Here is a 25,031-nt window from a genome sequence, read left to right on the forward strand (position 1 = left end):
AGGTCTCCGCCACCAATCGGCGGAGTGGGCCGGTACCGCTACGGCCGGTTCGCGTGACCCACGTGCTCGACCAAGAGGACGACGGGCTTGTGCTGCTTGACCACGTAGATCACCCGGTAGAAGCCGATCCGGATGCGGAACCGGTCGGATCCCATGGCGAACGCCCCGTCCGGGCGGGGATTTCCGGGCAGCAGGTTGACACTGTCGAGGAGCTGCTGCACCCCTGCGGGGTCCGTTTTGAACCGGTCGGAGAGATAGCGGCGCGCGGCGGGCTCAAAATCGATCCGGCTCACGCCGCCCCCAGCTCCGCGATCAGCTGCTTCATCGACACCGCGTTGTCCACTCCGCGCACCCGGTCCAGCTCACTCTGGAGAAGGGACCGCTCCTCCCGGATGTCCTCGATCTTCTCGGGGTCGACCAGGACCGCGAGAATCCGGCCGTCCCGGGTGAGGGCCACACCGTCATCCCCGAAAGCACCGTCGGCCACTCGCTGCAGCAGTTCGGGCAACTGATCGCGCGCGTCCTCGACATCGATCGCCGCCCAGGGCCCCAGCTGTGTCACTCCCGCGATCGGGGGCACGCCTTCACCTCGCCGCACACTCATGCCAGGAAGCCTACCCATCCGGGGGTGTTCACCCGGATCAACCGATCCGCCGCTTTCACCTTCCACACGCCCGCCCGCTCGGCGCAGGCTCGCCGGGCCACGGAGTCAGGCGGACGGGCGGCGCTTCCGGCGCCGCAGGCCGGCGGTGCGCAGGTGGTGGACCAGGGTTTTGCTGCCGACCTCCACCGCGCCGAGGCGCACGGCCTCGGCGTAGCTGTCGGACGGGATGTCGTAGTGGTCGCCGTCGAACGCCCTGGGCGGCGCGCCCAGGCGCGCGGCGAAGGCGTGGAGTTCGTCGTACGAGACGTCGCTGATCAGGTGCGACCACATCCGGCCGTGGCCGGGCCAGTTGGGCGGATCGATGTAGAGCGTCACGCGGAGTCCGCTTCCCCCGCCGTGTCCAGGCCACCGAGCGGGGCGACCGTACGGCCGGTGGCGCCGCACACCCAGTGCGGGTCCTCGGACAGTTCCGGCTCCAGGTCGAGGGCGTGGTGGTCCTCGCAGAACGGGCACACCGGCCAGCGTCCCGCCGCCCCGTGCGCGTCCAGCAGGGCGTCCTGGACGTCCTGGGCGAGCAGCCCGGGGAGGTACATGGCGCCCTCGGGCCACTGTTCGCACCACCACCGGCGGTGCTCCATCGCCTTCTCCAGGGCGGACACCTCGGCGGGCCCGGCGGCGTCGCAGGCCGCCAGGTCGGCCAGGACCAGCGCGCGGCCCCGGTGAATGGCCCCTTCCGGCGTCTCGTGGTTCATACGCACTATTGGAGCACCCCGAAGGCTTGACGCGACAACTCCTACGAAAATATGTTTCACCCTGTGAGGAATGCGATGAAGGAAAATTTCGTCCGCCGTCCCGGTCGGCCGCGTCCCGTCGCCGTCGCCCCACCACGCCCCGCTCCCCCGGAGCCGGCCGCGCTGGCCGCCAAGGTCCGCACCATGACCCCCTCCATGACGCGCTCCATGCAGCGTGTCGCCGAAACCGTCGCCTCCGACCCGGCCGGCTGCGCCGCCCTCACCGTCACCGGCCTCGCCGAACGCACGGGTACCTCCGAGGCCACCGTGGTCCGTACCGCCCGGATGCTCGGCTACCCCGGCTACCGCGACCTGCGCCTGGCCCTGGCCGGCCTGGCCGCCCAGCAGGCGTCCGGCGCCGCGCCCGCCGTCACCGCCGACATCTCGGTGGACGACCCGCTCAGCGACGTGGTCGCCAAGCTCACCCAGGACGAGCGGCAGACCCTCACCGACACGGCCGGCGCCCTGGACCTCGCCCAGCTCGAAGCCGTCGTCACCGCGCTGGCCGCCGCCCGCCGCGTGGATGTGTACGGCATCGGCGCCTCCTCCCTCGTCGCCCAGGACCTGGCACAGAAACTCCTGCGCATCGGCCTGGTCGCCCACGCCCACGCCGACCCGCATCTGGCGGTCACGGGGGCCGTCCAGCTGCGCGCCGGCGATGTCGCGGTCGCCATCACCCACTCGGGGCGCACCGTGGACGTCATCGAACCGCTCCAGGCGGCCTTCGACCACGGCGCCACCACCGTCGCCATCACCGGCCGCCCGGACGGTGAGGTCACCCAGTACGCGGACCATGTGCTGACCACCTCCACCGGGCGGGAGAGCGAACTGCGCCCGGCGGCGATGTCCAGCCGCACCAGCCAGCTGCTGGTGGTCGACTGCCTGTTCGTCGGCGTGGCGCAGCGTACGTACGAGACCGCCGCGCCCGCGCTGCACGCGAGCTACGAGGCGCTGGCGCACCGCCACTCGCCGGCCCGCGACCGCTGACCCCGCACCCGGGACACCGCCGTCCCCCGTACCAAGAGAGCCGCACCTCCATGTCCCTCAGTCCTTTTGGTGAGCTGCGCACCGAACTCGACGGCCTGACCACCGAGGCCCACCGCACGGATCTCGCCGAGATCGACCGGCGCTCCACGCTCGACATCGCCCGCACCATGAACCGCGAGGACGCCGGGGTGCCCGGCGCCGTCGCCGCCGAACTGCCGAAGATCTCCGCCGCCATCGACGCCGCGGCCGAACGGCTGGCGCGCGGCGGGCGGCTGATGTACCTGGGCGCCGGAACCGCCGGCCGGCTCGGGGTACTGGACGCCAGTGAGTGTCCGCCGACGTTCAACACCGATCCCTCGCAGGTGGTCGGGATGATCGCCGGCGGCCCGAGCGCGATGGTGACGGCGGTGGAGGGCGCCGAGGACAGCAAGGCGCTGGCCGCCGAGGACCTGCGGCGGCGCGGTGTCACGGCCGACGACGTGGTGGTCGGCATCTCGGCGTCCGGCCGCACCCCGTACGCGGTGGGCGCCGTGGAGTACGCGCGGGCCCAGGGGGCGCTGACCATCGGCCTGTCGTGCAACGCCCGGTCGCCGCTGGCGGCGGCCGCCGAACACGGCATCGAGGTCGTGGTGGGCCCCGAGCTGATCTCGGGATCGACCCGGCTGAAGGCGGGCACGGCACAGAAGCTGGTGCTGAACATGATCTCGACCATCAGCATGATCCGGCTCGGCAAGACCTACGGCAATCTGATGGTGGACGTCCGCGCCTCCAACGAGAAGCTGCGGGCCCGCTCGCGCCGCATCGTGCACCTGGCCACCGGGGCCCCGGACCCGGTGATCGAGTCGGCGCTGCGGGCGACCGACGGCGAGGTGAAGAACGCCATCCTCACCATCCTCGGCAAGGTGGACGCGCCCACGGCCGGGCGGCTGCTGACGGAGTCCCACGGCCACCTGCGGGCGGCCCTGACGGCGGCGTCGGCCGGGAGCTGACGCCCGAGGGCGGCACCCGGGACCTGGTGGTCCCCGGTGCCGCCCTCGTCGCTACGGCAGGCTGGGCCGGTCGGCCCGGGCAGGACTCAGAAGTCCATGCCGCCCATGCCACCGGTCGGGTCGCCGGCCGGAGCCGCCGACTTCTCCGGCTTGTCCGCGATGACGGCCTCGGTGGTGAGGAACAGCGCCGCGATGGAGGCGGCGTTCTGCAGCGCGGAACGGGTGACCTTGGTGGGGTCGGGGATCCCGGCGGCCAGCAGGTCGACGTACTCGCCGGTCGCGGCGTTCAGGCCGTGACCCTGCGGCAGGTTGCGGACCTTCTCGACCACGACGCCGCCCTCAAGGCCGGCGTTGACCGCGATCTGCTTCAGCGGGGCCTCCAGGGCGAGCTTGACGGCGGCGGCACCGGTCGCCTCGTCACCCTCCAGGTCCAGCTTGTCCAGCGCGGAGGCGGCCTGGAGCAGGGCCACGCCACCGCCGGCGACGATGCCCTCCTCGACGGCGGCCTTCGCGTTGCGCACCGCGTCCTCGATGCGGTGCTTGCGCTCCTTCAGCTCCACCTCGGTGGCGGCACCGGCCTTGATGACGGCCACGCCGCCGGCCAGCTTCGCGAGGCGCTCCTGGAGCTTCTCGCGGTCGTAGTCCGAGTCGGAGTTCTCGATCTCGGCACGGATCTGGTTGACGCGGCCCTGGACCTGGTCGCTGTCACCGGCACCGTCGACGATGGTGGTCTCGTCCTTGGTGATGACGACCTTGCGCGCACGGCCCAGCAGGTCGAGGCCCGCGGTCTCCAGCTTGAGGCCGACCTCCTCGGAGATGACCTGGCCACCGGTGAGGATGGCGATGTCGGTCAGCATGGCCTTGCGGCGGTCACCGAAGCCGGGCGCCTTGACGGCGACGGACTTGAAGGTGCCACGGATCTTGTTGACGACCAGCGTGGACAGGGCCTCGCCCTCGACGTCCTCGGCGATGATCAGCAGCGGCTTGCCGGCCTGCATGACCTTCTCCAGCAGCGGAAGGAGGTCCTTCACGTTGCCGATCTTCGAGTTGACGATGAGGATGTAGGGGTCCTCGAGCTCGGCCTCCATCCGCTCCATGTCGGTGGCGAAGTAGGCGGAGATGTAGCCCTTGTCGAAGCGCATGCCCTCGGTGAGCTCAAGCTCGAGCCCGAAGGTCTGCGACTCCTCGACGGTGATGACGCCTTCCTTGCCGACCTTGTCCATGGCCTCGGCGATCAGCTCACCGATCTGGGTGTCGCCGGCGGAGATGGAGGCGGTGGAGGCGATCTGCTCCTTGGTCTCGACCTCCTTGGCCTGGCCGAGCAGCGCCTCGGAGACCTTCTCGACGGCGGCCTCGATGCCCCGCTTCAGGGCCATCGGGTTGGCGCCGGCGGCGACGTTGCGCAGCCCTTCGCGGACCAGGGCCTGAGCCAGCACGGTGGCGGTGGTCGTACCGTCACCCGCGACGTCGTCGGTCTTCTTGGCGACCTCCTTGACCAGCTCGGCGCCGATCTTCTCGTAGGAGTCCTCCAGCTCGATCTCCTTGGCGATCGAGACACCGTCGTTGGTGATGGTGGGGGCGCCCCACTTCTTCTCCAGAACGACGTTGCGGCCCTTGGGACCGAGCGTGACCTTGACGGCGTCGGCGAGCTGGTTCATCCCGCGCTCAAGGCCGCGCCGCGCCTCCTCGTTGAACGCGATGATCTTGGCCATGTGAAGGGGTCCTCCCATATACAGGGGTGGATGCTCCAGGACCGCGCCGGCGCCCGCGACGGACGGCCGTACGCCCTGCGGTTCCTTGCCCCGCCTGGCTCACGACCTCACCGAACCGGTCTCTGCTGTCACTCTCACCCTCAGAGTGCTAACGCCATGATTAGCACTCTCACCCCGAGAGTGCAAGCGGTTCGCCCGCAGGGCGTCGTCGAGGGGTGACGGGCAGACACCAGCCCCCCTCACGTTGTCGCAGGTGAGATGGGGGGCGCACGCGCCGGGGCCCGCATCCCCGCGCTGGTGTGCGCTGGATGCGGGCCCCGGTTCGCCGGCTGCGGTGGTAGTACGGTCGGCGGTTCAGGCGGTCACCCGGACCATGTCGGCCTGAGGACCCTTCTGTCCCTGCGAGATCTCGAACTCGACCCGCTGCCCCTCTTCCAGGGTGCGGTATCCGTCCATCTGAATCGCGCTGTAGTGGACGAACACGTCCGCACCACCGTCTACCGCGATGAAGCCGTATCCCTTCTCCGCGTTGAACCACTTGACGGTGCCCTGAGCCATTCCAAACTCCCCATGTTGCTGGCCCTTTCACGGAACCGCACTTCGCGGGCCCGGGTCAGACCGGAACGCGTCGACCGCCGCTGAATGTATCTGGACGGACGCCCTGTGCAACAGGCCATTGAGCGGAGAATTATTGGAGCGCCCAAACGGGCAAATTGCGCAAAACAGAGGAAAGATGAATGTTTCTCGCGCGCCTTATTGCGCAGATCCGGCAATTGGTGCAGTGAATTGCCGCGCGTTTCCGCCGAGAAGTGTCGTGAATTCATATGCGGTCGGCATCGGACGGGCCGGCCCCGCGCGGGACTCACTCTATCGCCCCGGAAACGCCCAACCGCCCCGAAGCGGACAGCTTCGGGGCGGCTGTTGAAGATGTGATCAAGTGTAGACCTGACCGTGCGGGGCCAGGCCGGGCCGACCGGTCGTCAGCAGCCCCCGGCCACCGCCGGGATGATGGAGACGCCCGCTCCGTCCGGGGTCGGGGTGTCCAGGCCCTCGGCGAAGCGCACGTCGTCGTCATTGACGTAGACATTCACGAAACGGCGCAGCTTGCCCTGGTCGTCGAGCACCCGGGCGGCGATTCCCTGGTGGTTCTTCTCCAGGTCGGCGAGGACGTCGCGCAGCGTTCCGCCGTCGGCGGTCACCTCGGAACGTCCGCCGGTGTAGGTGCGCAGGATGGTCGGGATTCGGACAGTCACACTCATGCGAGGCCGGCCTCTCGGAAAGCGTCCAGATTCGGACGGATGATGGCGGTGGGACCGGTGGTCGCCGCCACCGCGTCCAGGGTCTTCAGGCCGTCGCCGGTATTCAGTACGACCGTCGTCAGTTCCGGGTCCAGCTGCCCGGTCTCGATCAGCTTGCGGGTGACGCCCACCGTCACCCCGCCCGCCGTTTCGGCGAAAATGCCCTCGGTGCGGGCGAGCAGCTTGATGGCGTCCACGATCTGCGCGTCGTTCACGTCCTCGACCGCGCCACCGGTGCGGCGGGCGATGTCCAGGACGTAGGGGCCGTCGGCCGGATTGCCGATCGCCAGGGACTTGGCGATGGTGTCCGGCTTCACCGGCCGCACCACGTCGTGCCCAGCCTTGAACGCCTGGGAGACCGGCGAGCAGCCCTCGGCCTGGGCACCGAAGATCTTGTAGGGCCGGTCCTCGACCAGACCGGTCGCGATCAGCTCCTTGAGCCCCTTGTCGATCTTGGTGAGCTGGGATCCGGAGGCGATCGGGATCACCAGCTGGTCGGGGATGCGCCAGCCCAGCTGTTCGGCGATCTCGAAGGCCAGGGTCTTGGAGCCCTCGCCGTAGTAGGGGCGCAGATTGACGTTGACGAATCCCCAGCCCTCACCGGCGGGGTCGCCGATCAGCTCGCTGCAGAAACGGTTCACGTCGTCGTAGGTGCCCTCGATGCCCACCAGCTCGCCGCCGTAGACGGCGGCCATCACGATCTTGCCCTGCTCGAGGTCGTGCGGGATGAACACGCAGGAGCGGAATCCGGCCCTGGCCGCCGCGGCGCCGACCGCGCCCGCCAGGTTGCCGGTGGAGGAGCAGGACAGCGTGGTGAAGCCGAAGGCGCGGGCCGCCTCCACGGCGTTGGCGACCACCCGGTCCTTGAAGGAGTGGGTGGGATTGCCCGAGTCGTCCTTCACGTACAGCTCGCCGCCGTGACCCAGCGCGGCGGCCAGCCGGTCGGCCTTGACCAGGGGGGTGTCGCCGGGGTTCAGATTGGGCTTGGAGGCGACATCGGCCGGCACCGGCAGCAGCGGGGCGTAGCGCCAGATGCTGTGCGGTCCGGCCTCGATGGCGGCCCGTAGCGCTTCGGGGTCACCGGTGGGCAGATCGTACGCGATTTCGAGAGGACCGAAACATGCCTCGCAGGCGAAGATCGGGCTGAGAGGGAAACGCTCCCCGCACTCCCGACAGGAGAGCGCGACGGCGGGCCCGAGATCGACGGCGGAGCCGCCGGGGGGCGTGGTGGAGGTGTGCGAGGTGAGCACAGGCATGGGTACGAGGCCCTTCTCCTCATCTTCCCCGTGACGGATTTCGCCACAGGACGGAATTGGCACCTTCCCCACCGGGAGCCTCGCATCGTCACGAGACCGGCGGAAGGGTTGCCGGGGCTTCAACGGGCCGTTCCCTCTGCCCCTCTGGATGAGCTGTATTCAGTTGACCGCGCAGCGTCTCCGATATGCGGAGGACACCTGCACTGCCCGAGACTGTAACGGACGCCCCGGACAATGGCTCGTGCCGTCCGATCCGCGAGACGAACAGGAGACAGACATATTCCCGCCCGAACTGGGCACCACCGATGAGGGCCATAACCGCCCATTGCTGACAGATCCCACAGACAAGACTTACCTGACCTACCCGACTTATATGGTCGAAGCGAACAGGAGCGACATTCGTGCTGGAAGAGGCTGAGGAGTGGCTGAGCCGCCGGTCCTGGACTGCCGCTGACCGCTCGCTGCGACGGTTGCTGGACGCGAAAGCCGCGGCCGGCCCGGCGGGCAGCGTCAGTGTCGTGCTTCCCGCGCTGAACGAGGAAGCGACCGTCGGCACCATCGTGGAAGCGCTGCGCCGCGACCTGATGGAAACCGTGCCCCTGATCGACGAGCTGATGGTGGTGGACTCCGGATCCACCGACCGCACCGGAGAGGTCGCCGCCGCGGCGGGCGCCAAGGTCGTCCACCGCGACGAGATCCTGCCCAGAATGCCCACCGTCCCCGGCAAGGGGGAGGTGCTGTGGCGCTCCCTCATGGCCACCAGCGGCGAGATCATCTGTTATGTCGACGCCGACCTGCGGGAGTTCGACTCCTGCTTCGTCTCCGGCATCCTCGGGCCACTGCTCACCGAGCCCGATGTGCACCTGGTCAAGGCCATGTACGACCGCCCGCTGGGCGACGCCCCCTCCGGCGCCCACCAGGGCGGCCGGGTCACCGAGCTGGTGGCCCGCCCGCTGCTCAACCTGCACTGGCCGCAACTGGCCGGTGTCGTCCAGCCGCTGGGCGGCGAGTACGCGGCGCGGCGCTCCCTGCTGGAGCAACTGCCCTTCCCCGTCGGGTACGGCGTCGAACTCGGCCTGCTCGTCGACACCCTGCACCTGGCCGGACTGGACGCGGTCGGCCAGGTGGATGTCGGGGTGCGCAAGCACCGTCACCAGGACGGCCAGGCCCTGGGCCGGATGGCGGCCGCGATCATGCGCACCGCGCAGAGCCGGCTGCCGGGCAACGGACCCGTTCCCGTGCAGCAGGGCATGATGCAGTTCGAACGGCTGGCGGAGGGCGGCTTCTCACCGCTGACCCACACCATCCACACCGAGGAACGCCCCCCGATGTCCACCATCCCCGAGTACGCCGCCCGCCAGGCGGCGTAGCCCGAGCTTTCCGGCCGGCCCCGGCCCGTGCCGCACCCCCTCACCGGGGTGCGGCACCCGGGAGGCGGGGACGGGACACGCCAGGGTGACCGGACGCACGTTTGTACCCGGCCACGGGTGGCTAGGGTCGGGACATGGGCGTTGCAGAGGTCTCCGAGGCTCCTCCGGTCCTGGTCGCGTCCAATCGCGGCCCCGTCAGCTACACGCTCGCGGACGACGGCACGCTCACCGCCCGGCGCGGCGGCGGCGGGATGGTCTCCGGCCTTTCCGCCCTGGGCTCGGCGGCCGGCACCTGGGTGTGCGCGGCGCTGGGCCCCGGCGACCGCGAGGCCGCCGCCCGCGCGGGCACCGGCACCCTGGAGACGGCCGACACCGGAGGCCAGTCCGTACGGATGCTGGACATCCCCCCGGACATCTTCGACGCCGCGTACAACGGCATCGCCAACTCCGTGCTGTGGTTCGTCCATCACCTGCTGTACCAGACGCCGCTGGAGCCGGTGTACGACAGCGCCTTCGAGAGCCAGTGGGCCGGCTACGAGAGCTACAACGCCGCCTTCGCGGACGCGCTGGCCGCCGAGGCCGCCCGGGGTGCGGAGGTGCTGGTCCAGGACTACCACCTGGCCCTCGTCCCCGCCCTGCTGCGCGAGCGCCGCCCCGATCTGCGGATCGGACACTTCTCGCACACCCCCTGGGCTCCCCCGGACCTCTACCGGGTGCTGCCCGACGCCGTCGCCCGCCAGGTGCTGCGGGGCATCCTCGGCGCGGACCGCGCCGCGTTCCTGACCCGGCGCTGGGCGCGGGCCTTCGCCGACTGCTGCGCCGACCTGCTCGGCGCCCGGGTACGGGAGGTGCCCGAGGGCACGGCCGGGACGGACGCGTTCACCGTCACCCTCGACGGCCGCACCACCCGGCTCGGTGTCCACGGCCTGGGCGCGGACGGCGACTTCCTGCGCGAGCGCGCCCACCGCCCCGACGCGGACGAACGGCTGGCCGCGCTGCGCGCCCAGGTCGGCGACCGCAGGACCATCGTGCGCGTCGACCGCACCGAACTCTCCAAGAACATCGTCCGCGGGCTGCTGGCCTACCGCCGGCTGCTCACCGAACATCCGCAGTGGCAGGGGCGGGTGGTGCACGTCGCCTTCGCGTACCCCTCCCGGCAGGACCTGGAGATCTACCGCGCGTACACCGCCGAGGTGTCCCGGGTCGCCGAGGGCATCAACGCCGAGTTCGCCCGGGACGACTGGACGCCCGTGGTGCTGCACGTGAAGGACGACTTCGCCCGCTCGCTGGCCGCCTACCGGATGGCGGACGTGGCGCTGGTCAACCCGATCCGCGACGGCATGAACCTGGTCGCCAAGGAGATCCCGCTGATCTCCGAACAGGGCTGCGCCCTGGTCCTGTCCCGCGAGGCCGGCGCCGCCGCCGAACTCGGGGACGACGCCCTGCTCGTCAACCCCTACGACATCGCCGGCACGGCCGAGGCGCTGCACCGGGCCCTGACGATGCCCGCGGACGAACGCCGGGCGCGGGCCGGGCGGCTCGCCGAGGCCGCGACCGCGCTGACCCCCCGCGACTGGTTCCTCGCCCAGGTCGAGGCCCTGCGCGGCAGCTGAGCGAGCGGACGGACCGTGCACCGGCGGTCCGGGCGGCGGGCGTTCGCGCCCGCCGCCCCCGGCCGGGTCAACGGCCCCCGCACACCGCCCGGTCCACCAGGCCGATGCCCGCCCGGAACTGTTCCTGGGCCTTGTCCTGGTCGTCCAGCCACAGGGTGTACGCGGCGGCCGCCGCCGAGTACCGGCCGTCGGCGCTCACCCCGGTCTCCGAGACCGTGCCGAACGACGTACCCCCGTGGAACCACAGGCCGCCGTCCGCGCAGCGCTGCGGTGAGGCGCCCTCCACCGGGCGCCACGCGATGCCCAGGCCGTACCCGCCGCCCGGCGCGAAGTCCTCGGCGGGCACGGTCTCCTTCATCAGCTCCAGCGTCGCCGGCTCCAGGAGTTCGCCGCCCAGCAGGCCCCGCAGGAACGTGTTCATGTCCCGTGTGGTGCTGATGATCGCGCCGTCCGCGCCGGCGTCGGCCATGAGCGAGGTGTCGGTCAGCTCCTGGCGGCCCGGGAACTGCATGTACCCGGTGGCCGTGGGCCGCGGGACATACGCGGACGTCCCCGGGGTGAGGGTGTGCGCCAGGCCCAGCGGCTCGATGATCCGTTCGTGCACCTCGTGCTCCCACGGGTGTCCGGTCACCTTCTCGATGATCATCCCGGCCAGGATGTAGTTGGTGTTGGAGTACGCCCACCGGGTCTCGCCCTGCGGGTCCGCGGCGTCCGGCAGCCAGCCGGGGGCCTCCGTCATCGCCAGCGCCACCTTCTCCGCGTTGTCCGAGGTGCTGAACCGGGTCTCGCGGTAGTTCTCGGGCGTGAACGCGTCCAGGTCGGACAGGAAGAGGATGTCCGTGTAGTTGGGGAGACCGCTGGTGTGCCGCAGCAGGTTGGTGACGGTGATCCGGCCGCCGTCGTTGCCGTTGCCGGTGACCACGCCGGGCAAAAGCTCCTCCACGGTGTCCTCCAGCGCCAGCCGGCCCTCCTCCACCAGTTGGAGCGCCACCACCGCGGTGAAGGTCTTGGTGTCGGAGCCGATCCGGTAGTACGCGTCCTCGGGCACCTCGCCCCGCCGCTCCAGGTCATCGACCCCGGCCCGCGCGGTGCTCCGCCGGCCGTCCGCGTCCACCCTCTCCGCCGTGACCCCGGTGGCCCCGGCCGTCACCACGGCCTGCGTGTCCCGCTGCAACTGGCGCGCGACCCGGTCCCCGTGTCCCGCACCGCCGGACTCGGCGGCGCCGGCCACCGCCGCGCCGCCGCCCGGAGCCAGCAGGGCCACCGCGGCGATCGCCCCCAGGCCGGTGGCGGCGAGCCCCGCCCTGGTCCACGCCGTACGCCGCGCCGCCCCGCCGTTCCTCCTGCCGCCGCCGCTCTCCCCGTCGCGCACCGCACCCATCTCCCGACTCCGTTCTGTGAAGGCCAGTGCACTATAAGCTACCGAGCGTCACTGACAACCACGAGCCGGAGAGCCCCCCGACCGGGGGTGGGGCCAGCCCCACCCCGCGGCTGACCCGGCGTCAGCCGATCGACCGCGCGAGGGCGGACAGCAGCGCGGCGACCCCGCCCGGGCCGTCCACCGTCAGGTCCGTGACCGCCGCCAGTTCGGCCACCTCCGTGCTGCCGCTGCACACCCGGACCCCCGGAACGCCGTCCTCGCGCAGCTTCGCCACCGCGTCGAACGCCGCCAGGTCTCCGAGATCGTCGCCCCCGTACAGCACCGCGGAGGCGCCCTTCTCGCGCGCCAGGGCGGTCAGCGCCGCGCCCTTGTCCATGCCGGGCGGCCGGACCTCCAGTACGAACCGCCCCGGCTCCAGCGCCAGGCCGAGCCGGGCCGCCAGTTCGGTCAGCGGTTCGCGCAGCGCGGCGAACACCCCGGCCGCGTCGGGTGCCGTGCGGGTGTGCACCGCCAGCGCGTTGCCCTTGTCCTCCAGGAGAACGCCGGGCCCGGCCCGCTCCACCAGCGCGGCCAGTTCGGTACGGGCGGCCGCGATGCCCGGGTGCGGCGGCGGCCTGTGCAGTGCGCCGCTCGCCGCGTCCCACCGCTCCGCGCCGTAGGCGCCCAGCACGGTCAGCCCCGCCAGCTCCGGGTGCCCGGCGAAGCCCCCGAGCCGTACCGCCACCTCGGCCGGGCGGCCGGTGATGATCGCCAGCACCCCGATCCGGGGCGCGAGGCGGGCGAGGGCGGGCAGCGCGTCCGGGTGCGCGTACGCCCGCTCCGGGTCGTTCACGATCGGGGCCAGGGTGCCGTCGAAGTCCAGCGCCACCAGCGCCCGCTCGGGGCGCGCGATCAGCGCCGCGAGCCCCTCCCGGCCGGCCTCGGTCACCGGCTCCGGGAGAGAGGGAGGGGAAGGGGATCCAGAAGGTACGGGAGGAGTGCCCATGCCGGTGACCCTACCCAGCGGGTGCGGCTATCTTCCCGCGCGCCGCACATCCCGCCTCCGCCGCAGCCGGTTGATCGTCACCGGGTCGTGGGCCAGCGCCCGCTCGTCGTCCAGCAGCGCGTTGAGCAGCTGGTAGTACCGGGTCGGCGAGATGCCCAGCCGCTCCCTGATCGCCCGCTCCTTGGTGCCGGAGCCCGCCCAGCCCTGCCGTTCGACCGCCAGCACCGCCAGCTCCCGCTCGGACAGCCCGCCGGCGGCAGCCGCGTCCGCGTTCGCGTCCGCGCCCCCGTCCGTACCCCGTTCACTACTCACCCGGGCATTTTATCCCCTTATGGACGCCCTACGACGTCGGCTGCTCCCCCAGGTCGGCCGCCTCCGCCTGCTCCTGGAGATCCGCGAGAATCCCCGGCACATTGCTGCCCGGCTCCAGTGTCGCCCCGATCCCCTGCGCGACCAGCGTCGAGACCCGCGACCACGACACCTTGCCGACCGGGAAGAACGTCGCGGTCGGCAGCGCGTCGAGGAACGGCGTCAGCCGCTCGCCCTGCCGCCCCTCCTCCTGGTCCTGCATCGCCTGCGAGGCCGGCGTCGTCACCGGCAGCAGCTCCCAGCGCTCGGCGAAGGTGTTGACGTTCTCGGCCGTGAAGACGTACTTCAGGAAGGTCCCGATCGCCTCCCGGTGCCCCCGCTGGTTGAACGCCATCAGCCACGACGCCTCCCCCAGCGTGGAGGTCGACGGCGCCGCGAACCCGGGCAGGTCGGCCGTCCCGTAGGACACCCCGCCCCGGTCGGACTGCCGCATCAGCACCGGGTCGGCGAACAGCATGCCCACCGTGCCCTCCGCGAAGGCGCTGTACGCCTGCTGCCGGCTCATGGAGCCCGGGGGCCGGTCACCGGTCAGCCCCGGAGTCACCAGTTCGTCGCGCAGCCAGTTGAACGTGCTCGCGTTCATCGGCGAATTGAGCGTGTAGCCGCCGGTGTTGTCGGTTAGGCCACCACCACCGGCGAGCATCCACATGAGCGCCTCGCCCGCCGCGTCGTCATGCCCGAACGGCAGGGCGAACGGCACCTCGACCCCCGTCGTGCGCAGCGCCGTGGCCGCCTCCAGCAGTTCCTCCCAGGTCTCCGGCGGCACGTCCGGGTCGAGACCGGCGTCCTCGAACAGATCCTTGTTGTAGAACAGCCGGCCTATCCGTGCCGCGAACGGCATGCCGTACTGCACCCGCCGCATCTCGCCCGCGATCGCCAGCGAGGGGATGAAGTCCGCGAGCTGGGATATCGGCAGCAGTTCGTCCGCCTGGTACAACTCGCCCGCCGACGCGAAATCCGCGAAGGCGCCGATCTGGGCGATATCGGGGGCGTCTCCCTCGGCCACCATACGGGCGACCTCGGCGTTCGCGTCCTGCCAGCGCAACGTGGTCACATCGATGATGATCTCCGGGTGCTCCAGCCGGAAATCCGCGACCAATTCGTTCCAGTAGCGCTGCGTGCTGCCGGTGTCGGACGCCTCCCCGGCCTCGGCCGCCACCAGCTTCAGCACGGTCTCCGAGCTGCCGCCGGAATCATCGCCCCCGCACGCGGTCGCCGAAAGGCCGACGGCCCCGGTCAGACCGGCCGTCATTCCCAAGAACTTCCGACGTCGCACGTTCACAACCCCTTTGTCCAGAACATCATTTCTGCCCCGAGCGCGCCCGCCGAGAGCCGCGCGCGATGAAGGAGAGTCTGCCTTGCGGCGTCGTGATCACGACCGTAACCATCGGTATCGCTTTCACAACAGCTATGCGCCCGGGGAGGTTTGACAGACGTACCGGACGGGCAGAGAGCCCCGGCGGAACGGCTGACGATCCGTTCCCGTCAGTGGCCCGCCGACCGGCACAGGTCGAGCACACCCGGGTCGATCATGTCCTTCCCCAGTTCACAGGCCTGCGCCCACGACGAGGGGACGCCACCGGCGCCGTCGGGCAGTTCCGGAACCAGCCCGGCCCCCGGGCGGGGCGCGGTGGCCGCCGCCTCCGCCGCCGACGGCGCGGCCGCCGGAGCGGGCGTGGCCCCCGCACCACCCGGGGCCTGCGGCCCGGGATCGGGAACGGGACGTGGCCGCGGTTCACCCGCGGGCTCGGACGGGTTGTCCCGGTCGGCGGTTTGCTCCCCCGCCTCCCGCCGCGCAGTCTCCTCGCCCCCGGCGCCGTCCGCGCCCCCGTCCGCCTCCGTCACCCCGGTGACCTCGGCGGCGTCACCACCCCCGGGGTGCACCGACACACACCCCGCACAGCCCAGACCGGCCAGACAACCCAGCAGTACCGCGATGCTCCGTTTCATGTCCTCCCCAACGCCCCGCGCCCGCACGACAGGACGGCCGACCTGCCCCGTATCACCCTGCGGGAGCAATCCGTTCGCCCTCAGGGGGGACAGGTGGACTAGACCTCTTGGCGCCGCCGGGTGAGACTGGGCGCGTGACCAGTGATCACGACGACGGGTACGTCCTCGCCCTCGATGTCGGCGGGACGGGCCTCAAAGGCGCCCTGATAGGCCCCGATCGACGACACGTCCGGTACCAGGAACGCCGCCCCACGCGGCGCGCGGCCGGCCCCGACGCCGTCGTCGAGGGCGTACTCGGCTTCGCCCACGAGCTGTACGAGACCGGCCGCGACCGCTACGGCGCACCCCCGCTCGCCGCCGGAGTGATCTTCCCCGGCATCGTGGACGAGGAGCGCGGCACCGCCGTGTACGCCGCCAACCTGGGCTGGCGCGACGTACCACTGCGCCGCCTGCTGAGCGAACGGCTGCACGGCACCGACGTACGGGTGGGCCACGACGTGCGCGCCGGCGGGCTCGCCGAGGCCCGCCTGGGAGCCGGGGCGCGGGCCGCCGGCGGACGGTTCTTCTTCGTCTCGCTCGGCACCGGCATCGCCTGCGCCATCAGCACCGGTGACGGCCGGATGGAGACCGGCGCGCACGGCGGCGCCGGCGAACTCGGCCACATCGTCGTACGGCCCGGCGGCGAGAAGTGCGGCTGCGGACAGTACGGCTGCCTGGAGACCCTGGCCTCCGCCGCGGCCGTCACCCGTGCCTGGGCCCTCGCCTGCGGTGACCCCACCGCCACCGCGGCCGACGCCGCCCGCGCCGTCGACGCCGGCGACCCGGCCGCCCTCGCCGTGTGGGACACCGCCGTCGACGCGCTCGCCGACGGACTGCTCACCGGCATCAGCCTGCTCGACCCCGAACTGGTCATCATCGGCGGCGGACTCGGCGAAGCCGGCGAGACCCTGCTCACCCCCCTGCGCGCCGCGCTGACCCGCAAGGCGACCTTCCAGCGGCTGCCGGACCTGGTCCCGGCCGCCCTCGGGGACGCCGCGGGCAGCCTGGGCGCGGGCCTGCTCGCCTGGGACGCCGTCACCGCCGCCGGCACCCCCGCCGGCGCAGGCGCCCTCCCCCACGCCCCGAAAGGCCGCAGCCATGACCGCCACTGACGCCCGTGCCCGTACCGTGCTCGCCGGCGCCCACGTCGTACGCCCCGGCGGCGTCGACGAGGGCGGCCGGGTGACCGTCGAGGGCTCCCGTATCGCCGCCACCGCCGACGACCGCGACGGCGTCGCCGGGCACGCCACGGAGACCCACGACCTCACCGGCCACTGGATCGTGCCCGGCTTCGTCGACATCCACGTGCACGGCGGCGGCGGCGCCTCCTTCTCGGCCGGCACCGCCGAGGAGGCCCTGACCGCCATCGACACCCACCGGCGGCACGGCACCACCACGATGCTCGCCTCCACCGTCACCGGCACCCTCGACGACCTGTCCCGCCAGGCCGGCGCCCTGTCCGAACTCGTCGAACAGGGCGACCTCGCCGGCCTGCACTTCGAGGGCCCCTTCATCTCCCCCGGCCGCTGCGGCGCCCACGACCCCGACCTGCTGCGCGCCCCCGAACCGGACGCCGTCCGCCGCCTGCTGGACGCCGCGCGCGGCACCGCCCGGATGATGACCATCGCCCCGGAACTGCCCGGCGGCATCGAGGCCGTACGGCTGCTCGCCGAACGCGGCGCCATCGCCGCCATCGGCCACACCGACGCCACGTACGAGACCACCCGCGCCGCCATCGAGGCGGGCGCCCGGGCCGCCACCCACCTCTTCAACGCCATGCCGCCCCTGGGCCACCGCGCGCCGGGGCCGGTCGCGGCGCTGCTGGAGGACGAACGGATCACCGTCGAGCTGGTCAACGACGGCACCCATCTGCACCCCTCCGTGCTCCGCCTCGCGCTGCGCGCGGCCGGCCCGGACCGGGTGGCGTTCATCACGGACGCGATGGGCGCGGCCGGCATGGGGGACGGCAGCTACCCGCTGGGCCCGCTGCGGGTGGAGGTGACCGACGGGGTGGCCCGGCTGCCGGACGGCACGATCGCGGGCTCGACCCTGACCCTGGACCACGCCCTGCACCGGGCGGTCACGGTGGACGGCCGCCCGGTCGACGACGCGGTCCGCGCCCTGTCCACGACCCCGGCGCGGCTGCTGGGCATCGCGGACCGGACGGGCTCCATCGAGGAGGGCAAGGACGCGGACCTGGTGGTCCTGGACGCGGACTTCACGGTGGTGGGCGTGATGCGCCGAGGTGAATGGCTGGTGAAGCCGTGAAGGAAAGAAATAAGGCCGCCCAGAGGTGGGGGTGGCGGCCGTGCGGCGGGTGCGCGCGAAGCGGGGAGGACGCGACGGGCGTCAGTTCTTGACCTGCTCGTCGGTGATCCACAGCGTGTCGATATACACATCGCACTTGTCGCCGGTGGTGCAGCCGATGTGGAAGGTGTTCTCCCCCGGCTCCAGGTTCACCAGTTTCCAGGTGCGTGTCCACCGCTCGTCCAGGCCCGCCGAGTCATCGATGTAGGGGCCGTTGTAGTCCTCCGCCGAGATCTTGTCCTCGCGGATCTCGGAGTTGACCGCGAAGCTCAGCGACTGGTCGCCCTTCACGGTGTAGCCCATGTTGAAGTAGTACTGCCCCGGCTCGCCCTGGAAGTCGATGGTCCAGGTGATCGTCGCGTTGTGGTTGTTCATGCCGCCGACGTACGCGCCGGAGTCGGTGCGGGCCTTGGGGATGTTGGACTCCAGGCCGGCGCCGCTGGAGAGCGTGATCTGCGACTGGTCGGTGAGGTCCGCCGTCGGCAGCGCCCCGTCCGGGTCGCCGTCCTCGTCCTCGTTCTCGTCGCCCGGGTCCTCGTCGTCCGGGTTGAGGTCGTCGTCGTTGTTGTCGCCGGTCGGGTCTACCGGCTGGTCGCTGCCCTGGCCCTGGTCGTCCTGGTCGCCGCCGCTGCTGAAGATGATCGCCGCGCCGACACCGACCACGACCGCCGCGACCACCGCGATGGCGCCGATCAGCAGCCCGTTGCGCCTGGGCGGTCCCTGGTCACCGCGACCGCGCCCGCGACCGCCGTGGCCGCCGCCACCGTACGAGCCGCCGGCCTGGGTCTCGGGCGCCGCGTAGTGGGCGTCCTGCTGGCCGTGGCCGTTGCCCTGGCCGCGCTGTCCGGCGAAGGTCCGCTCCCCGACCGGGCGGACCTGGTGGTACGACGGGGGCGGCTGCGGCGCCGGCGACTGCCCGGCTCCCTGACCGCCCTCGGGCCGATAGAGGTACCCGAAGGGGTCGTCACCCTGCTCAGGCGTACCTCTGCCCTGGCTCCCCGCACTCATCGACCGCGCTCCTTACCCTTACCTGTCACTGCTGTGCCCCGCCCTGGTACATACGGGCGCGAGCCTACCCCGTTCGGGGGACAGCGCCGCCTGATCGGTTCAGCCCGCCCGGCGGCGTCCCTGTGACCTCGATCGCTTCTCCACGTACATCCGCTGGTCGGCGGACTCCAAGATCTCCGCCGTGGTCATGCCGCACGCGGCCCAGCCGATGCCGAAGCTGGCGCCGACCCGCACCGGGCGGCCCTCCACCCGGATCGGCGGAATGATCGCGTTGCGCAGCCGCACGGCGAGGTCCGAGGCGTCGGCCGTGCCCAGCCCCTCGGCCAGGACGACGAACTCGTCACCGCCGAGCCTGGCCACCGTGTCGTTGTCCCGCACGCCGCGCTCCAGCCGCCTGGCGACCTCCACCAGGACGGCGTCGCCGCAGACGTGCCCGAAACGGTCGTTGATGGACTTGAAGCCGTCCAGGTCGCAGAAGAGCACCGCGAGGCCCTTGCCGTCCCCGTCGGCGGCCTCCGGCGACCTGATGTGCTCGTGGTGGTCGTACCCGGCCCGCAGCGGCCCCTTGCCGCCGCTGTCGAAGGCGTCGGCGGCGGCCTCCGCCGGGGTGGCGGCCCGGCCGTGCCGGGCCCGGCGCGGGGTCTGCTCGCATATCCGGTCGCCGAGCCGGGCCCGCAGCTCGGCGCTGTTGGGCAGCCCGGTGAGGGAGTCGTGGCTGGCGCGGTGGGCGAGGGCCAGCTCGTGCCGTTTGCGTTCCTCGATGTCCTCCACATGGGTGAGGAGCATCCGGGCGCCCTCGGCCGCGTCGGCGACGACCGAGTTGCGCAGGCTCACCCACACGTAGCTGCCGTCGCGGCGCGCGAGGCGCAGTTCGGCGCGCCCGCCCTCGGCCGAGGTGCGCAGCAGGACGCCGGTGTCCTCGGGGTGGACGAGGTCGGCGAAGCCGTAGCGGCGCAGGACGGCCGCCGAGCGGCCCAGCAGCCGGCACAGGGCGTCGTTGACGCGCAGCAGCCGGCCGTGCTCCTCGCCGCCGACCTCGGCTATGGCCATGCCGCTGGGCGCGTACTCGAAGGCCTGCCGGAAGCTCTCCTCGCTGGCGCGCAGGGCCTGCTGCTCGCGTTCGAGCCGGACCAGGGCGCGCTGCATATTCCCACGCAGACGCGCGTTGCTGAGGGCGATGGCGGCCTGCGTGGCGTACATCTGGAGCGCCTCGCAGCCCCAGGGTCCGGGGCGGCGGCCGTTGCGCGGTTTGTCGACGGTGAGGACGGCGAGCAGCTCGCCGTCGGGTGCGTGCATGGGGGCGAAGAGGCGGTCCATGGGATGCCACTCGTCCGGGTAACGGGGCGCGGGTCCTGTGATGTGCCACTGGGGGACGTCGTCGTGGTCGAGGACCCAGCCCTCGGTGTACGGGATGAAGCGCAGTTCCCCCCAGCGCTCGCCCATGGTGAGGCGGCGTTCCCAGGCTTCGCGGGAGCCGGAGCGGCCGGCGACCTCCGCTTCGACGGTCTCGTTCCCGGCGACGGCGGCGACGAGAAGGTCGCCGTCAGGTCTGACGTAGTTGACCGCCGCCAGTTCGAAGCCGACGGCCTCGACGACTCCGTTGGCGATGGTCTGCAAGGTGTCGGCCACACTGCGGGCGGTGCTGAGCTTCGCGAGGACGCGGTGCAGCTCTCGCAGCGAGGCGAGTCGAACGTATGGCTCCGTCTCCGTTTCCATCACTCCCCCGAACGACCCGAATGCACGTGCAGATACACAGGCCACTGAATCACAGGGAGCTGCCCACTAGGTACACAGGGTCAGCGATAAGTCGCCTGCTGTGATTCAAGTCACACTGCGGTAGGGCTCGGTCGCACGATGTAGGACGCGGGGTCACCCGTTTTGGTTCTCGGGTCCGATACCGCTGCGCGACGTGCGCCATTAGCGTGGCGGCGTGCGCCTCCCCACTGAGTCACCCCAGATACCGGTCCCGGCACCCGAGCCGCTCGTCCCGCATCCTGAAGGGGTGAGCGAGGACGAGTTCAGGGGCGCGATGGCCAGGCTCGCCGCAGGCGTGGTCCTGGTGACCGCCCACGACGAGGAGGACGGGCCGCACGGCGCGCCCGCCGGGATGACCGCCACCGCCTTCATGTCTGTCTCCCTGGACCCGCCACTGGTGCTGGTGAGTGTACGGACCGGTTCACGGATCGACGAACTGCTGGAACGTCAGCCCCTGTGGGCGGCCTCGCTCCTCGCCGAGGGCGAACGCGCCATCGCCGGCCGGTTCGCGATGAAGGGGCGGCTGAGCGACAAACTGCTGTTCCAGGAAGTCCCGCACGCACTGGGCCGGAACACCGGGGCGCCGCTGCTGACCGGCGCGCTGGCCACGGTGGAGTGCCGTACCGAACAGCGCGTGGCGGCCGGGGACCACACGCTGGTGGTGGCCCGGGTGCTGTCCGTCGGGCTGCCGGCGGTGGAGGGCGGGCCGCTCACCTACTACAAGGGGCGCTACCGCCACCTCGCCTGAACGGGCGGGGCCGCGCGGCCGGGCCCGACCCGGGTCCTGGTCCTTTCGACCCAGGGCGCCCCCGCACGGGCCCCTGGCCCCGGCCGATCCCGCCCGTCGCCCCCCGACCTCCGTCAGTCCCAGCCCTCGCGCCCGGAACGCCCCCGCTTCACGCCCCCGCGCTGCTTCTTCTCGCGCAGCCGCCGCTCGTTGATCCCCTTCGGGACCCTGGTCGCCCGGCGCGGCGCGCGCGGCGGAGCCGTCACCTCGGCGAGCAGCCCCGCCATCCGCAGCGCGGCGGTCTGCCGGTTGCGCCACTGCGAACGGTGCTCGGAGGCCCGTACGACCAGCAGCCGCCCGTCCGTCAGCCGCCCGCGCGCCACCAGCTCGCGCAGCGCCCGCTCCTTCCACACCGGCGGCAGCGACTCGGTGGCCGCCAGGTCGAAGGAGAGCTCCACCTGGGAGTCGGTGGTGTTGACGTGCTGACCGCCGGGCCCCGAGGATCGGGAGAAACGCCAACGCAGCTCGGCCTCGGGCAGGAGGACCGCACCTCGGATGACATAGGGACCGGACATGTGTCCATGGTCCTACGCGCCCCCGGGCGCGCGCATCCCACTTTCGGGACGCTGTGGGGCGTGATGGAACCTGAGGGCCCCCTGTCGTCGTTGAAGGGGTGCGCGGGTGTGTACCCGCAATCGGGCAACCGATCAACCAAGCTGGATTAAAGGGGATTCTCCATGGGTGTGAGCCTGACCAAGGGCGGCAATGTCTCGCTGACCAAGGAGGCTCCGGGCCTGACGGCGGTCACGATCGGCCTCGGCTGGGACGTCCGTACCACCACGGGCGCCGACTTCGACCTCGACGCGAGCGCCCTGGCGGTGAACGCCGCGGGCAAGATCGTCTCCGACCAGCACTTCATCTTCTACAACAACCTGGTCTCGCCCGACGGTGCCATCCAGCACACCGGTGACAACACCACCGGCGACGGCGACGGCGACGACGAGACGATCAACATCAACCTGGGCTCCCTGGGCGCCGATGTCGACAAGGTCGTCTTCCCCGTGTCCATCCACGACGCCGACAACCGCGGCCAGAACTTCGGCCAGGTGCGGAACGCGTACATCCGCGTCCTCAACCAGGCCGGCGGCAGCGAGATCGCCCGCTACGACCTGACCGAGGACGCCTCGACCGAGACCGCCATGGTCTTCGGCGAGCTGTACCGCAACGGCGCCGAGTGGAAGTTCCGCGCGGTCGGCCAGGGCTACGCCTCCGGCCTGGCGGGCATCGCCCAGGACTTCGGCGTCAACGTCTGAGCCACTGGCGCCAGGGAATTGCGGCCCTCGCACACGTGACGTGATGCGAGGGCCGCCACTCCGTGAGCGAATTCAGATCGAGCGTCAGTCACCGTATTCGCTGATGTCCAGTGCGAATCCGAGCGGCTCGGGAAGCACGATCCGCTCCGAGAGCCCCACTGCCTGCTGGTGGCGGTACTCCTCCCCAGCAGGGTCGCTGAACAGTGTGGCCGTCGATTCCTTGCGGTCCACCAGCAGGTAGTGGGGGATCCCGGCCAGGGCGTACCCACGCAGCTTCTTCCCCCGGTCGTTGTCTACGGTGGACACCGAGGTGATCTCACCGACCAGGACCGCCGGTTCGGGATCGTGATAGAGCTCGGGCGCCATAAAGCTTCCGCGCACTGCCACCACCAGATCCGGAACCACCTTGCTGGTCAGGGTGTGGGAGGGCAACAGCAATCCGATTCCGGTGTAGGTACGCAGCGACTCTTCAGTACTGCGCCGGGCCACCTGAGTGACCATCTCTGCCAGCATCGCCTCATGTGGGCCGTTCGCCGGTGGCACGACGTGGATATCCCCTTCGATCAGTTCCACGCGCCAGCCCTCGGGGGCGGTCGCGTTCAGTTCGTCGAAGGTGGACTCCACTACCGCGTACATCTTCTCGGCATCGGAGAGCTGCTTCCAGGACTTCCGGGGCTCGTCGCTCTGATCACGGGTGCGGTGATCACGCTCGGGAAGAGTCACGGTCATGGCGTACCTCCTTCTTACCGAACGCAACCCTGCCAGCGTAAAACTGCCCACCGACAGCCGTGACGGGACCGACCACCCGAAGGTGTGATCACCAGGTGTTCGGTTTGACCGGGGCCGGGAAGACGGCGGTGTCGAGGGAGACGTTCAACGGGGCGGGGAGGGTGAGGCGCTCACCGAAGGGGACCGAGTTCTTCTGGATGTAGCGGGCCCCCGAGGGCCGCGTGAACAGCATCGTGGAACGGTAGTGACGGTCCACCAGAAGGTAGGCGGGAAAGCCCGCCCGGGCGTAGGAGCGGACCTTCTCCACCCGGTCCACATTGCCGGTCGCCTTCATCGTCACCTCCGCCACCAGCAGCGGCAGCGCCCGCGCCCCGCCCTCTGCGTCCGCAGGCATCAGCACCACGTCCGGCAGCACCCGCCCCGGCATCTCCTCGTCCGCCAGCTCCAGCACCGGCACCGGGCCCACCCCCGAACGCACCGTCACGTCCGGCCGCTGGGCCCCGAGCTGGGCCGCCAGCGAGGCCACGATCTCCGCGTGCCCGGCGTCCTCCTGCGGGGTCACCCGCACATGGCCGTCCACCAGCTCCACCCGCCACCCGCGGGGGGCCACCTCGGCCATCGCCGCGTATCCGTCCAGGGCCGTCGCCGTTCCCACGTTCATGCCCCCGACCCTCCCAGCGCGGCCCGGCGCGCCGACAGGGCGCCCCGGCGATGATCACCCGAAGGTGTGAGCCTTGACCTCAAGTCCCCTTGAAGTTGCACGGTTGGGGCGTTCGCGGCACCGCCCCGGCCGCCGCGCGCCGCCCTCCGGGAAGGACAGCCCCGCCCATGCACGCCATCCAGCTCCACGCCTACGGCCCGCCCGAGAACCTGCGCCACGAGGAAGTCCCCGACCCCCGACCCGCCCCCGGCCAGGTCCGTATCGCCGTCGCCGCCGCCGGCGTCCACCTCGTCGACACCGTCCTCCGCTCCGCACCCGTCCCCGGCTGGCCCGAGCCCGCCTTCCCCACCATCCCCGGCCGGGAGGTCGCCGGCACCGTGGACGCCGTCGGCGAGGATGTCGACCCCTCCTGGATCGGCCGCCGCGTCGCCGCCCACCTGGGCATGGTCCCCGGCGGCTACGCCGAACTCGCCGTCACCACCCCCGACCGCCTCCACCCGCTCCCCGACAGCCTCCCCGCCGACCGGGCCGTCGCCATGATGGGCACCGGCCGGATGACCATGGGCATCCTCCGCTTCACCACCATCGGCCCCGAGGACACCGTGCTCGTCCTCGCCGCGGCCGGCGGCATCGGCACGCTGCTCGTCCAGTACGCCAAGCACCGCGGCGCCACCGTCATCGGCGCGGCCGGCGGCCCGGCGAAGGCGGAGACCGTCGCCTCCCTCGGCGCGGACCTGGCCCTCGACTACAACCAGCCCGACTGGGCCGACCGGATCCGCACGGCCTACGGCGAACGCCCCCTCACCCGCGTCCTGGAAGGGGTGGGCGGTCCGTACGCCCGCACCGCCTTCCCGCTCCTCGCCCCGGGCGGCGCGCACCTCTCGTACGGCTACGCCTCCGGCGCCGGGGACCTGCTGATCGTCCCGGAGGAGGAACAGCGGCGGCTCGGCATCACCTCCGAGGGCACCCTGGGCCCCGCGCTCGCCGCGAAGATCGGCGGCATGGAGAACATCCGCGTCCTGGAGGAGGAGTCGATGCGCCACGTCACCGAGGGCATCCTCACCCCCCTGGTGCAGAGCTACCCGCTCGCGGAGGCCGCCCGCGCCCACCACGACCTGGAGACCCGGGCCACCACCGGCAAGGTCGTCCTCATCCCGTAGCCCAGCCGCCGCCGGGTGGCCGCCCGC

General features: G+C 71.7%; 27 protein-coding genes and 1 riboswitch. Of the genes, 9 read left to right on the plus strand and 18 right to left on the minus strand.

Annotation, left to right across the window (positions count from 1 at the left end; translation table 11 throughout):
• Nucleotides 1–38: 38 nt before the first annotated feature.
• From H7827_RS12140 to H7827_RS12155, 4 genes are all read right to left on the minus strand, one after another.
• Complete coding sequence (locus H7827_RS12140) at nt 39–293, minus strand: type II toxin-antitoxin system RelE family toxin (protein WP_386538985.1); 255 nt, start codon at nt 291–293, stop codon at nt 39–41.
• Nucleotides 290–604 (minus strand): hypothetical protein, encoded by a 315-nt coding sequence (locus H7827_RS12145; RefSeq protein ID WP_148236119.1) that lies wholly within the window; start codon nt 602–604, stop codon nt 290–292. Before H7827_RS12145 ends, H7827_RS12140 begins: the two co-directional genes overlap by 4 nt.
• Before the next feature lie 105 nt (nt 605–709).
• Nucleotides 710–979 (minus strand): DUF4031 domain-containing protein, encoded by a 270-nt coding sequence (locus H7827_RS12150; RefSeq protein ID WP_432744888.1) that lies wholly within the window; start codon nt 977–979, stop codon nt 710–712.
• Entirely contained in the window at nt 976–1,356 is a 381-nt protein-coding gene (locus H7827_RS12155; RefSeq protein WP_200365432.1) for a hypothetical protein, read from the minus strand. Before H7827_RS12155 ends, H7827_RS12150 begins: the two co-directional genes overlap by 4 nt.
• Nucleotides 1,357–1,431: 75 nt before the next feature.
• Between H7827_RS12155 and H7827_RS12160 the strand changes: the two genes are divergently transcribed.
• Both H7827_RS12160 and murQ read left to right on the plus strand, forming a co-directional pair.
• Complete coding sequence (locus tag H7827_RS12160; protein WP_078635300.1) at nt 1,432–2,382, plus strand: MurR/RpiR family transcriptional regulator; 951 nt, start codon at nt 1,432–1,434, stop codon at nt 2,380–2,382.
• 50 nt (nt 2,383–2,432) lie between these two features.
• Entirely contained in the window at nt 2,433–3,371 is a 939-nt protein-coding gene (murQ, locus tag H7827_RS12165; RefSeq protein WP_432744891.1) for an N-acetylmuramic acid 6-phosphate etherase, read from the plus strand.
• Between the two features lie 86 nt (nt 3,372–3,457).
• On the opposite strand, the gene groL is transcribed toward murQ, so the two are convergent.
• The 4 genes from groL to thrC form a co-directional block, all read right to left on the minus strand.
• On the minus strand, nt 3,458–5,083 hold the full coding sequence (gene groL, locus H7827_RS12170) for a chaperonin GroEL (RefSeq protein ID WP_386538977.1): 1,626 nt from the start codon (nt 5,081–5,083) through the stop codon (nt 3,458–3,460).
• Nucleotides 5,084–5,437: 354 nt separating this feature from the next.
• Nucleotides 5,438–5,641 carry a cold-shock protein gene (locus H7827_RS12175; RefSeq protein ID WP_004986573.1) on the minus strand — a complete coding sequence of 68 codons (204 nt, stop codon included), beginning with the start codon at nt 5,639–5,641 and terminating at the stop codon, nt 5,438–5,440.
• Nucleotides 5,642–6,063: 422 nt separating this feature from the next.
• Nucleotides 6,064–6,342 carry a MoaD/ThiS family protein gene (locus tag H7827_RS12180; protein WP_030729523.1) on the minus strand — a complete coding sequence of 93 codons (279 nt, stop codon included), beginning with the start codon at nt 6,340–6,342 and terminating at the stop codon, nt 6,064–6,066.
• Nucleotides 6,339–7,637 (minus strand): threonine synthase, encoded by a 1,299-nt coding sequence (gene thrC / locus H7827_RS12185; RefSeq protein ID WP_030729525.1) that lies wholly within the window; start codon nt 7,635–7,637, stop codon nt 6,339–6,341. Before thrC ends, H7827_RS12180 begins: the two co-directional genes overlap by 4 nt.
• 16 nt (nt 7,638–7,653) lie before the next feature.
• Nucleotides 7,654–7,792: riboswitch (SAM riboswitch) on the minus strand.
• A gap of 246 nt (nt 7,793–8,038) precedes the next feature.
• On the opposite strand from thrC, the gene H7827_RS12190 reads away from it, so the two are divergent.
• Nucleotides 8,039–9,007: a glucosyl-3-phosphoglycerate synthase gene (locus H7827_RS12190; protein WP_386538973.1), complete on the plus strand. Its 969-nt coding sequence runs from the start codon at nt 8,039–8,041 to the stop codon at nt 9,005–9,007.
• A 134-nt stretch (nt 9,008–9,141) separates the two neighbouring features.
• The gene (locus H7827_RS12195; RefSeq protein WP_432744901.1) at nt 9,142–10,620 is read left to right on the plus strand and encodes an alpha,alpha-trehalose-phosphate synthase (UDP-forming); all 1,479 of its coding nucleotides are present in this window, start codon (nt 9,142–9,144) and stop codon (nt 10,618–10,620) included.
• Between the two features lie 67 nt (nt 10,621–10,687).
• On the opposite strand, the gene H7827_RS12200 is transcribed toward H7827_RS12195, so the two are convergent.
• The 5 genes from H7827_RS12200 to H7827_RS12220 form a co-directional block, all read right to left on the minus strand.
• Nucleotides 10,688–12,001 carry a serine hydrolase domain-containing protein gene (locus H7827_RS12200; protein ID WP_432744903.1) on the minus strand — a complete coding sequence of 438 codons (1,314 nt, stop codon included), beginning with the start codon at nt 11,999–12,001 and terminating at the stop codon, nt 10,688–10,690.
• A gap of 121 nt (nt 12,002–12,122) precedes the next feature.
• Nucleotides 12,123–12,986, minus strand: coding sequence for a trehalose-phosphatase (gene otsB / locus H7827_RS12205; RefSeq protein ID WP_386538968.1), 864 nt, complete (start codon nt 12,984–12,986; stop codon nt 12,123–12,125).
• Nucleotides 12,987–13,013: 27 nt separating this feature from the next.
• The gene (locus H7827_RS12210) at nt 13,014–13,232 is read right to left on the minus strand and encodes a DUF3263 domain-containing protein (protein ID WP_390125374.1); all 219 of its coding nucleotides are present in this window, start codon (nt 13,230–13,232) and stop codon (nt 13,014–13,016) included.
• A 94-nt stretch (nt 13,233–13,326) separates the two neighbouring features.
• Nucleotides 13,327–14,607 (minus strand): ABC transporter substrate-binding protein, encoded by a 1,281-nt coding sequence (locus tag H7827_RS12215; protein ID WP_432744907.1) that lies wholly within the window; start codon nt 14,605–14,607, stop codon nt 13,327–13,329.
• Between the two features lie 233 nt (nt 14,608–14,840).
• Complete coding sequence (locus tag H7827_RS12220) at nt 14,841–15,305, minus strand: hypothetical protein (RefSeq protein ID WP_432744910.1); 465 nt, start codon at nt 15,303–15,305, stop codon at nt 14,841–14,843.
• A gap of 134 nt (nt 15,306–15,439) precedes the next feature.
• Here H7827_RS12220 and H7827_RS12225 point away from each other — a divergent pair, with 134 nt between their 5' ends.
• Together H7827_RS12225 and nagA are read left to right on the plus strand one after the other, a co-directional pair.
• The gene (locus tag H7827_RS12225; protein WP_432744912.1) at nt 15,440–16,456 is read left to right on the plus strand and encodes an ROK family protein; all 1,017 of its coding nucleotides are present in this window, start codon (nt 15,440–15,442) and stop codon (nt 16,454–16,456) included.
• The gene (gene nagA, locus H7827_RS12230) at nt 16,443–17,612 is read left to right on the plus strand and encodes an N-acetylglucosamine-6-phosphate deacetylase (RefSeq protein ID WP_432744915.1); all 1,170 of its coding nucleotides are present in this window, start codon (nt 16,443–16,445) and stop codon (nt 17,610–17,612) included. The genes H7827_RS12225 and nagA overlap by 14 nt, the downstream gene beginning before the upstream one ends.
• 81 nt (nt 17,613–17,693) lie before the next feature.
• Here nagA and H7827_RS12235 read toward each other — a convergent pair whose 3' ends face one another.
• Both H7827_RS12235 and cdgB read right to left on the minus strand, forming a co-directional pair.
• Entirely contained in the window at nt 17,694–18,659 is a 966-nt protein-coding gene (locus H7827_RS12235; RefSeq protein WP_386538959.1) for a carbohydrate-binding protein, read from the minus strand.
• A gap of 99 nt (nt 18,660–18,758) precedes the next feature.
• Entirely contained in the window at nt 18,759–20,375 is a 1,617-nt protein-coding gene (gene cdgB / locus H7827_RS12240) for a diguanylate cyclase CdgB (protein WP_432744918.1), read from the minus strand.
• Nucleotides 20,376–20,661: 286 nt separating this feature from the next.
• On the opposite strand from cdgB, the gene H7827_RS12245 reads away from it, so the two are divergent.
• A complete protein-coding gene (locus tag H7827_RS12245) occupies nt 20,662–21,162 on the plus strand; it encodes a flavin reductase family protein (RefSeq protein WP_432744921.1) in 501 nt (166 codons plus the stop codon).
• A 113-nt stretch (nt 21,163–21,275) separates the two neighbouring features.
• On the opposite strand, the gene arfB is transcribed toward H7827_RS12245, so the two are convergent.
• The gene (gene arfB, locus H7827_RS12250) at nt 21,276–21,716 is read right to left on the minus strand and encodes an alternative ribosome rescue aminoacyl-tRNA hydrolase ArfB (protein ID WP_432744924.1); all 441 of its coding nucleotides are present in this window, start codon (nt 21,714–21,716) and stop codon (nt 21,276–21,278) included.
• A 162-nt stretch (nt 21,717–21,878) separates the two neighbouring features.
• Here arfB and H7827_RS12255 point away from each other — a divergent pair, with 162 nt between their 5' ends.
• Nucleotides 21,879–22,454, plus strand: coding sequence for a TerD family protein (locus tag H7827_RS12255; RefSeq protein ID WP_386538952.1), 576 nt, complete (start codon nt 21,879–21,881; stop codon nt 22,452–22,454).
• Between the two features lie 84 nt (nt 22,455–22,538).
• Here H7827_RS12255 and H7827_RS12260 read toward each other — a convergent pair whose 3' ends face one another.
• Nucleotides 22,539–23,183, minus strand: a complete 645-nt coding sequence (locus tag H7827_RS12260; RefSeq protein ID WP_432744927.1) for a Uma2 family endonuclease — start codon at nt 23,181–23,183, stop codon at nt 22,539–22,541.
• A gap of 88 nt (nt 23,184–23,271) precedes the next feature.
• Complete coding sequence (locus H7827_RS12265; protein WP_432744930.1) at nt 23,272–23,844, minus strand: Uma2 family endonuclease; 573 nt, start codon at nt 23,842–23,844, stop codon at nt 23,272–23,274.
• A 167-nt stretch (nt 23,845–24,011) separates the two neighbouring features.
• Between H7827_RS12265 and H7827_RS12270 the strand changes: the two genes are divergently transcribed.
• The gene (locus H7827_RS12270) at nt 24,012–25,004 is read left to right on the plus strand and encodes a zinc-binding dehydrogenase (protein WP_432744933.1); all 993 of its coding nucleotides are present in this window, start codon (nt 24,012–24,014) and stop codon (nt 25,002–25,004) included.
• Nucleotides 25,005–25,031: the final 27 nt, after the last annotated feature.

The organism is Streptomyces sp. JH002 (genome assembly GCF_050916115.1).
Classification (GTDB): Bacteria; Actinomycetota; Actinomycetes; order Streptomycetales; family Streptomycetaceae; genus Streptomyces; species Streptomyces xiamenensis.

What these genes read in the sequence shown, in the direction of transcription:
- otsB (WP_386538968.1), bottom strand. Translation starts at nt 12,986, where the DNA reads ATGGGCACTCCTCCCGTACCTTCTGGATCCCCTTCCCCTCCCTCTCTC.
- cdgB (WP_432744918.1), bottom strand. Translation starts at nt 20,375, where the DNA reads ATGGAAACGGAGACGGAGCCATACGTTCGACTCGCCTCGCTGCGAGAG.
- H7827_RS12160 (WP_078635300.1), top strand. Translation starts at nt 1,432, where the DNA reads ATGAAGGAAAATTTCGTCCGCCGTCCCGGTCGGCCGCGTCCCGTCGCC.
- H7827_RS12145 (WP_148236119.1), bottom strand. Translation starts at nt 604, where the DNA reads ATGAGTGTGCGGCGAGGTGAAGGCGTGCCCCCGATCGCGGGAGTGACA.
- H7827_RS12180 (WP_030729523.1), bottom strand. Translation starts at nt 6,342, where the DNA reads ATGAGTGTGACTGTCCGAATCCCGACCATCCTGCGCACCTACACCGGC.
- H7827_RS12175 (WP_004986573.1), bottom strand. Translation starts at nt 5,641, where the DNA reads ATGGCTCAGGGCACCGTCAAGTGGTTCAACGCGGAGAAGGGATACGGC.
- H7827_RS12235 (WP_386538959.1), bottom strand. Translation starts at nt 18,659, where the DNA reads ATGAGTGCGGGGAGCCAGGGCAGAGGTACGCCTGAGCAGGGTGACGAC.
- murQ (WP_432744891.1), top strand. Translation starts at nt 2,433, where the DNA reads ATGTCCCTCAGTCCTTTTGGTGAGCTGCGCACCGAACTCGACGGCCTG.
- groL (WP_386538977.1), bottom strand. Translation starts at nt 5,083, where the DNA reads ATGGCCAAGATCATCGCGTTCAACGAGGAGGCGCGGCGCGGCCTTGAG.
- arfB (WP_432744924.1), bottom strand. Translation starts at nt 21,716, where the DNA reads ATGTCCGGTCCCTATGTCATCCGAGGTGCGGTCCTCCTGCCCGAGGCC.
- H7827_RS12215 (WP_432744907.1), bottom strand. Translation starts at nt 14,607, where the DNA reads ATGACGGCCGGTCTGACCGGGGCCGTCGGCCTTTCGGCGACCGCGTGC.
- H7827_RS12200 (WP_432744903.1), bottom strand. Translation starts at nt 12,001, where the DNA reads ATGGGTGCGGTGCGCGACGGGGAGAGCGGCGGCGGCAGGAGGAACGGC.
- H7827_RS12220 (WP_432744910.1), bottom strand. Translation starts at nt 15,305, where the DNA reads ATGAAACGGAGCATCGCGGTACTGCTGGGTTGTCTGGCCGGTCTGGGC.
- H7827_RS12255 (WP_386538952.1), top strand. Translation starts at nt 21,879, where the DNA reads ATGGGTGTGAGCCTGACCAAGGGCGGCAATGTCTCGCTGACCAAGGAG.
- H7827_RS12265 (WP_432744930.1), bottom strand. Translation starts at nt 23,844, where the DNA reads ATGAACGTGGGAACGGCGACGGCCCTGGACGGATACGCGGCGATGGCC.
- H7827_RS12195 (WP_432744901.1), top strand. Translation starts at nt 9,142, where the DNA reads ATGGGCGTTGCAGAGGTCTCCGAGGCTCCTCCGGTCCTGGTCGCGTCC.
- H7827_RS12260 (WP_432744927.1), bottom strand. Translation starts at nt 23,183, where the DNA reads ATGACCGTGACTCTTCCCGAGCGTGATCACCGCACCCGTGATCAGAGC.
- thrC (WP_030729525.1), bottom strand. Translation starts at nt 7,637, where the DNA reads ATGCCTGTGCTCACCTCGCACACCTCCACCACGCCCCCCGGCGGCTCC.
- nagA (WP_432744915.1), top strand. Translation starts at nt 16,443, where the DNA reads ATGACCGCCACTGACGCCCGTGCCCGTACCGTGCTCGCCGGCGCCCAC.
- H7827_RS12155 (WP_200365432.1), bottom strand. Translation starts at nt 1,356, where the DNA reads ATGAACCACGAGACGCCGGAAGGGGCCATTCACCGGGGCCGCGCGCTG.
- H7827_RS12270 (WP_432744933.1), top strand. Translation starts at nt 24,012, where the DNA reads ATGCACGCCATCCAGCTCCACGCCTACGGCCCGCCCGAGAACCTGCGC.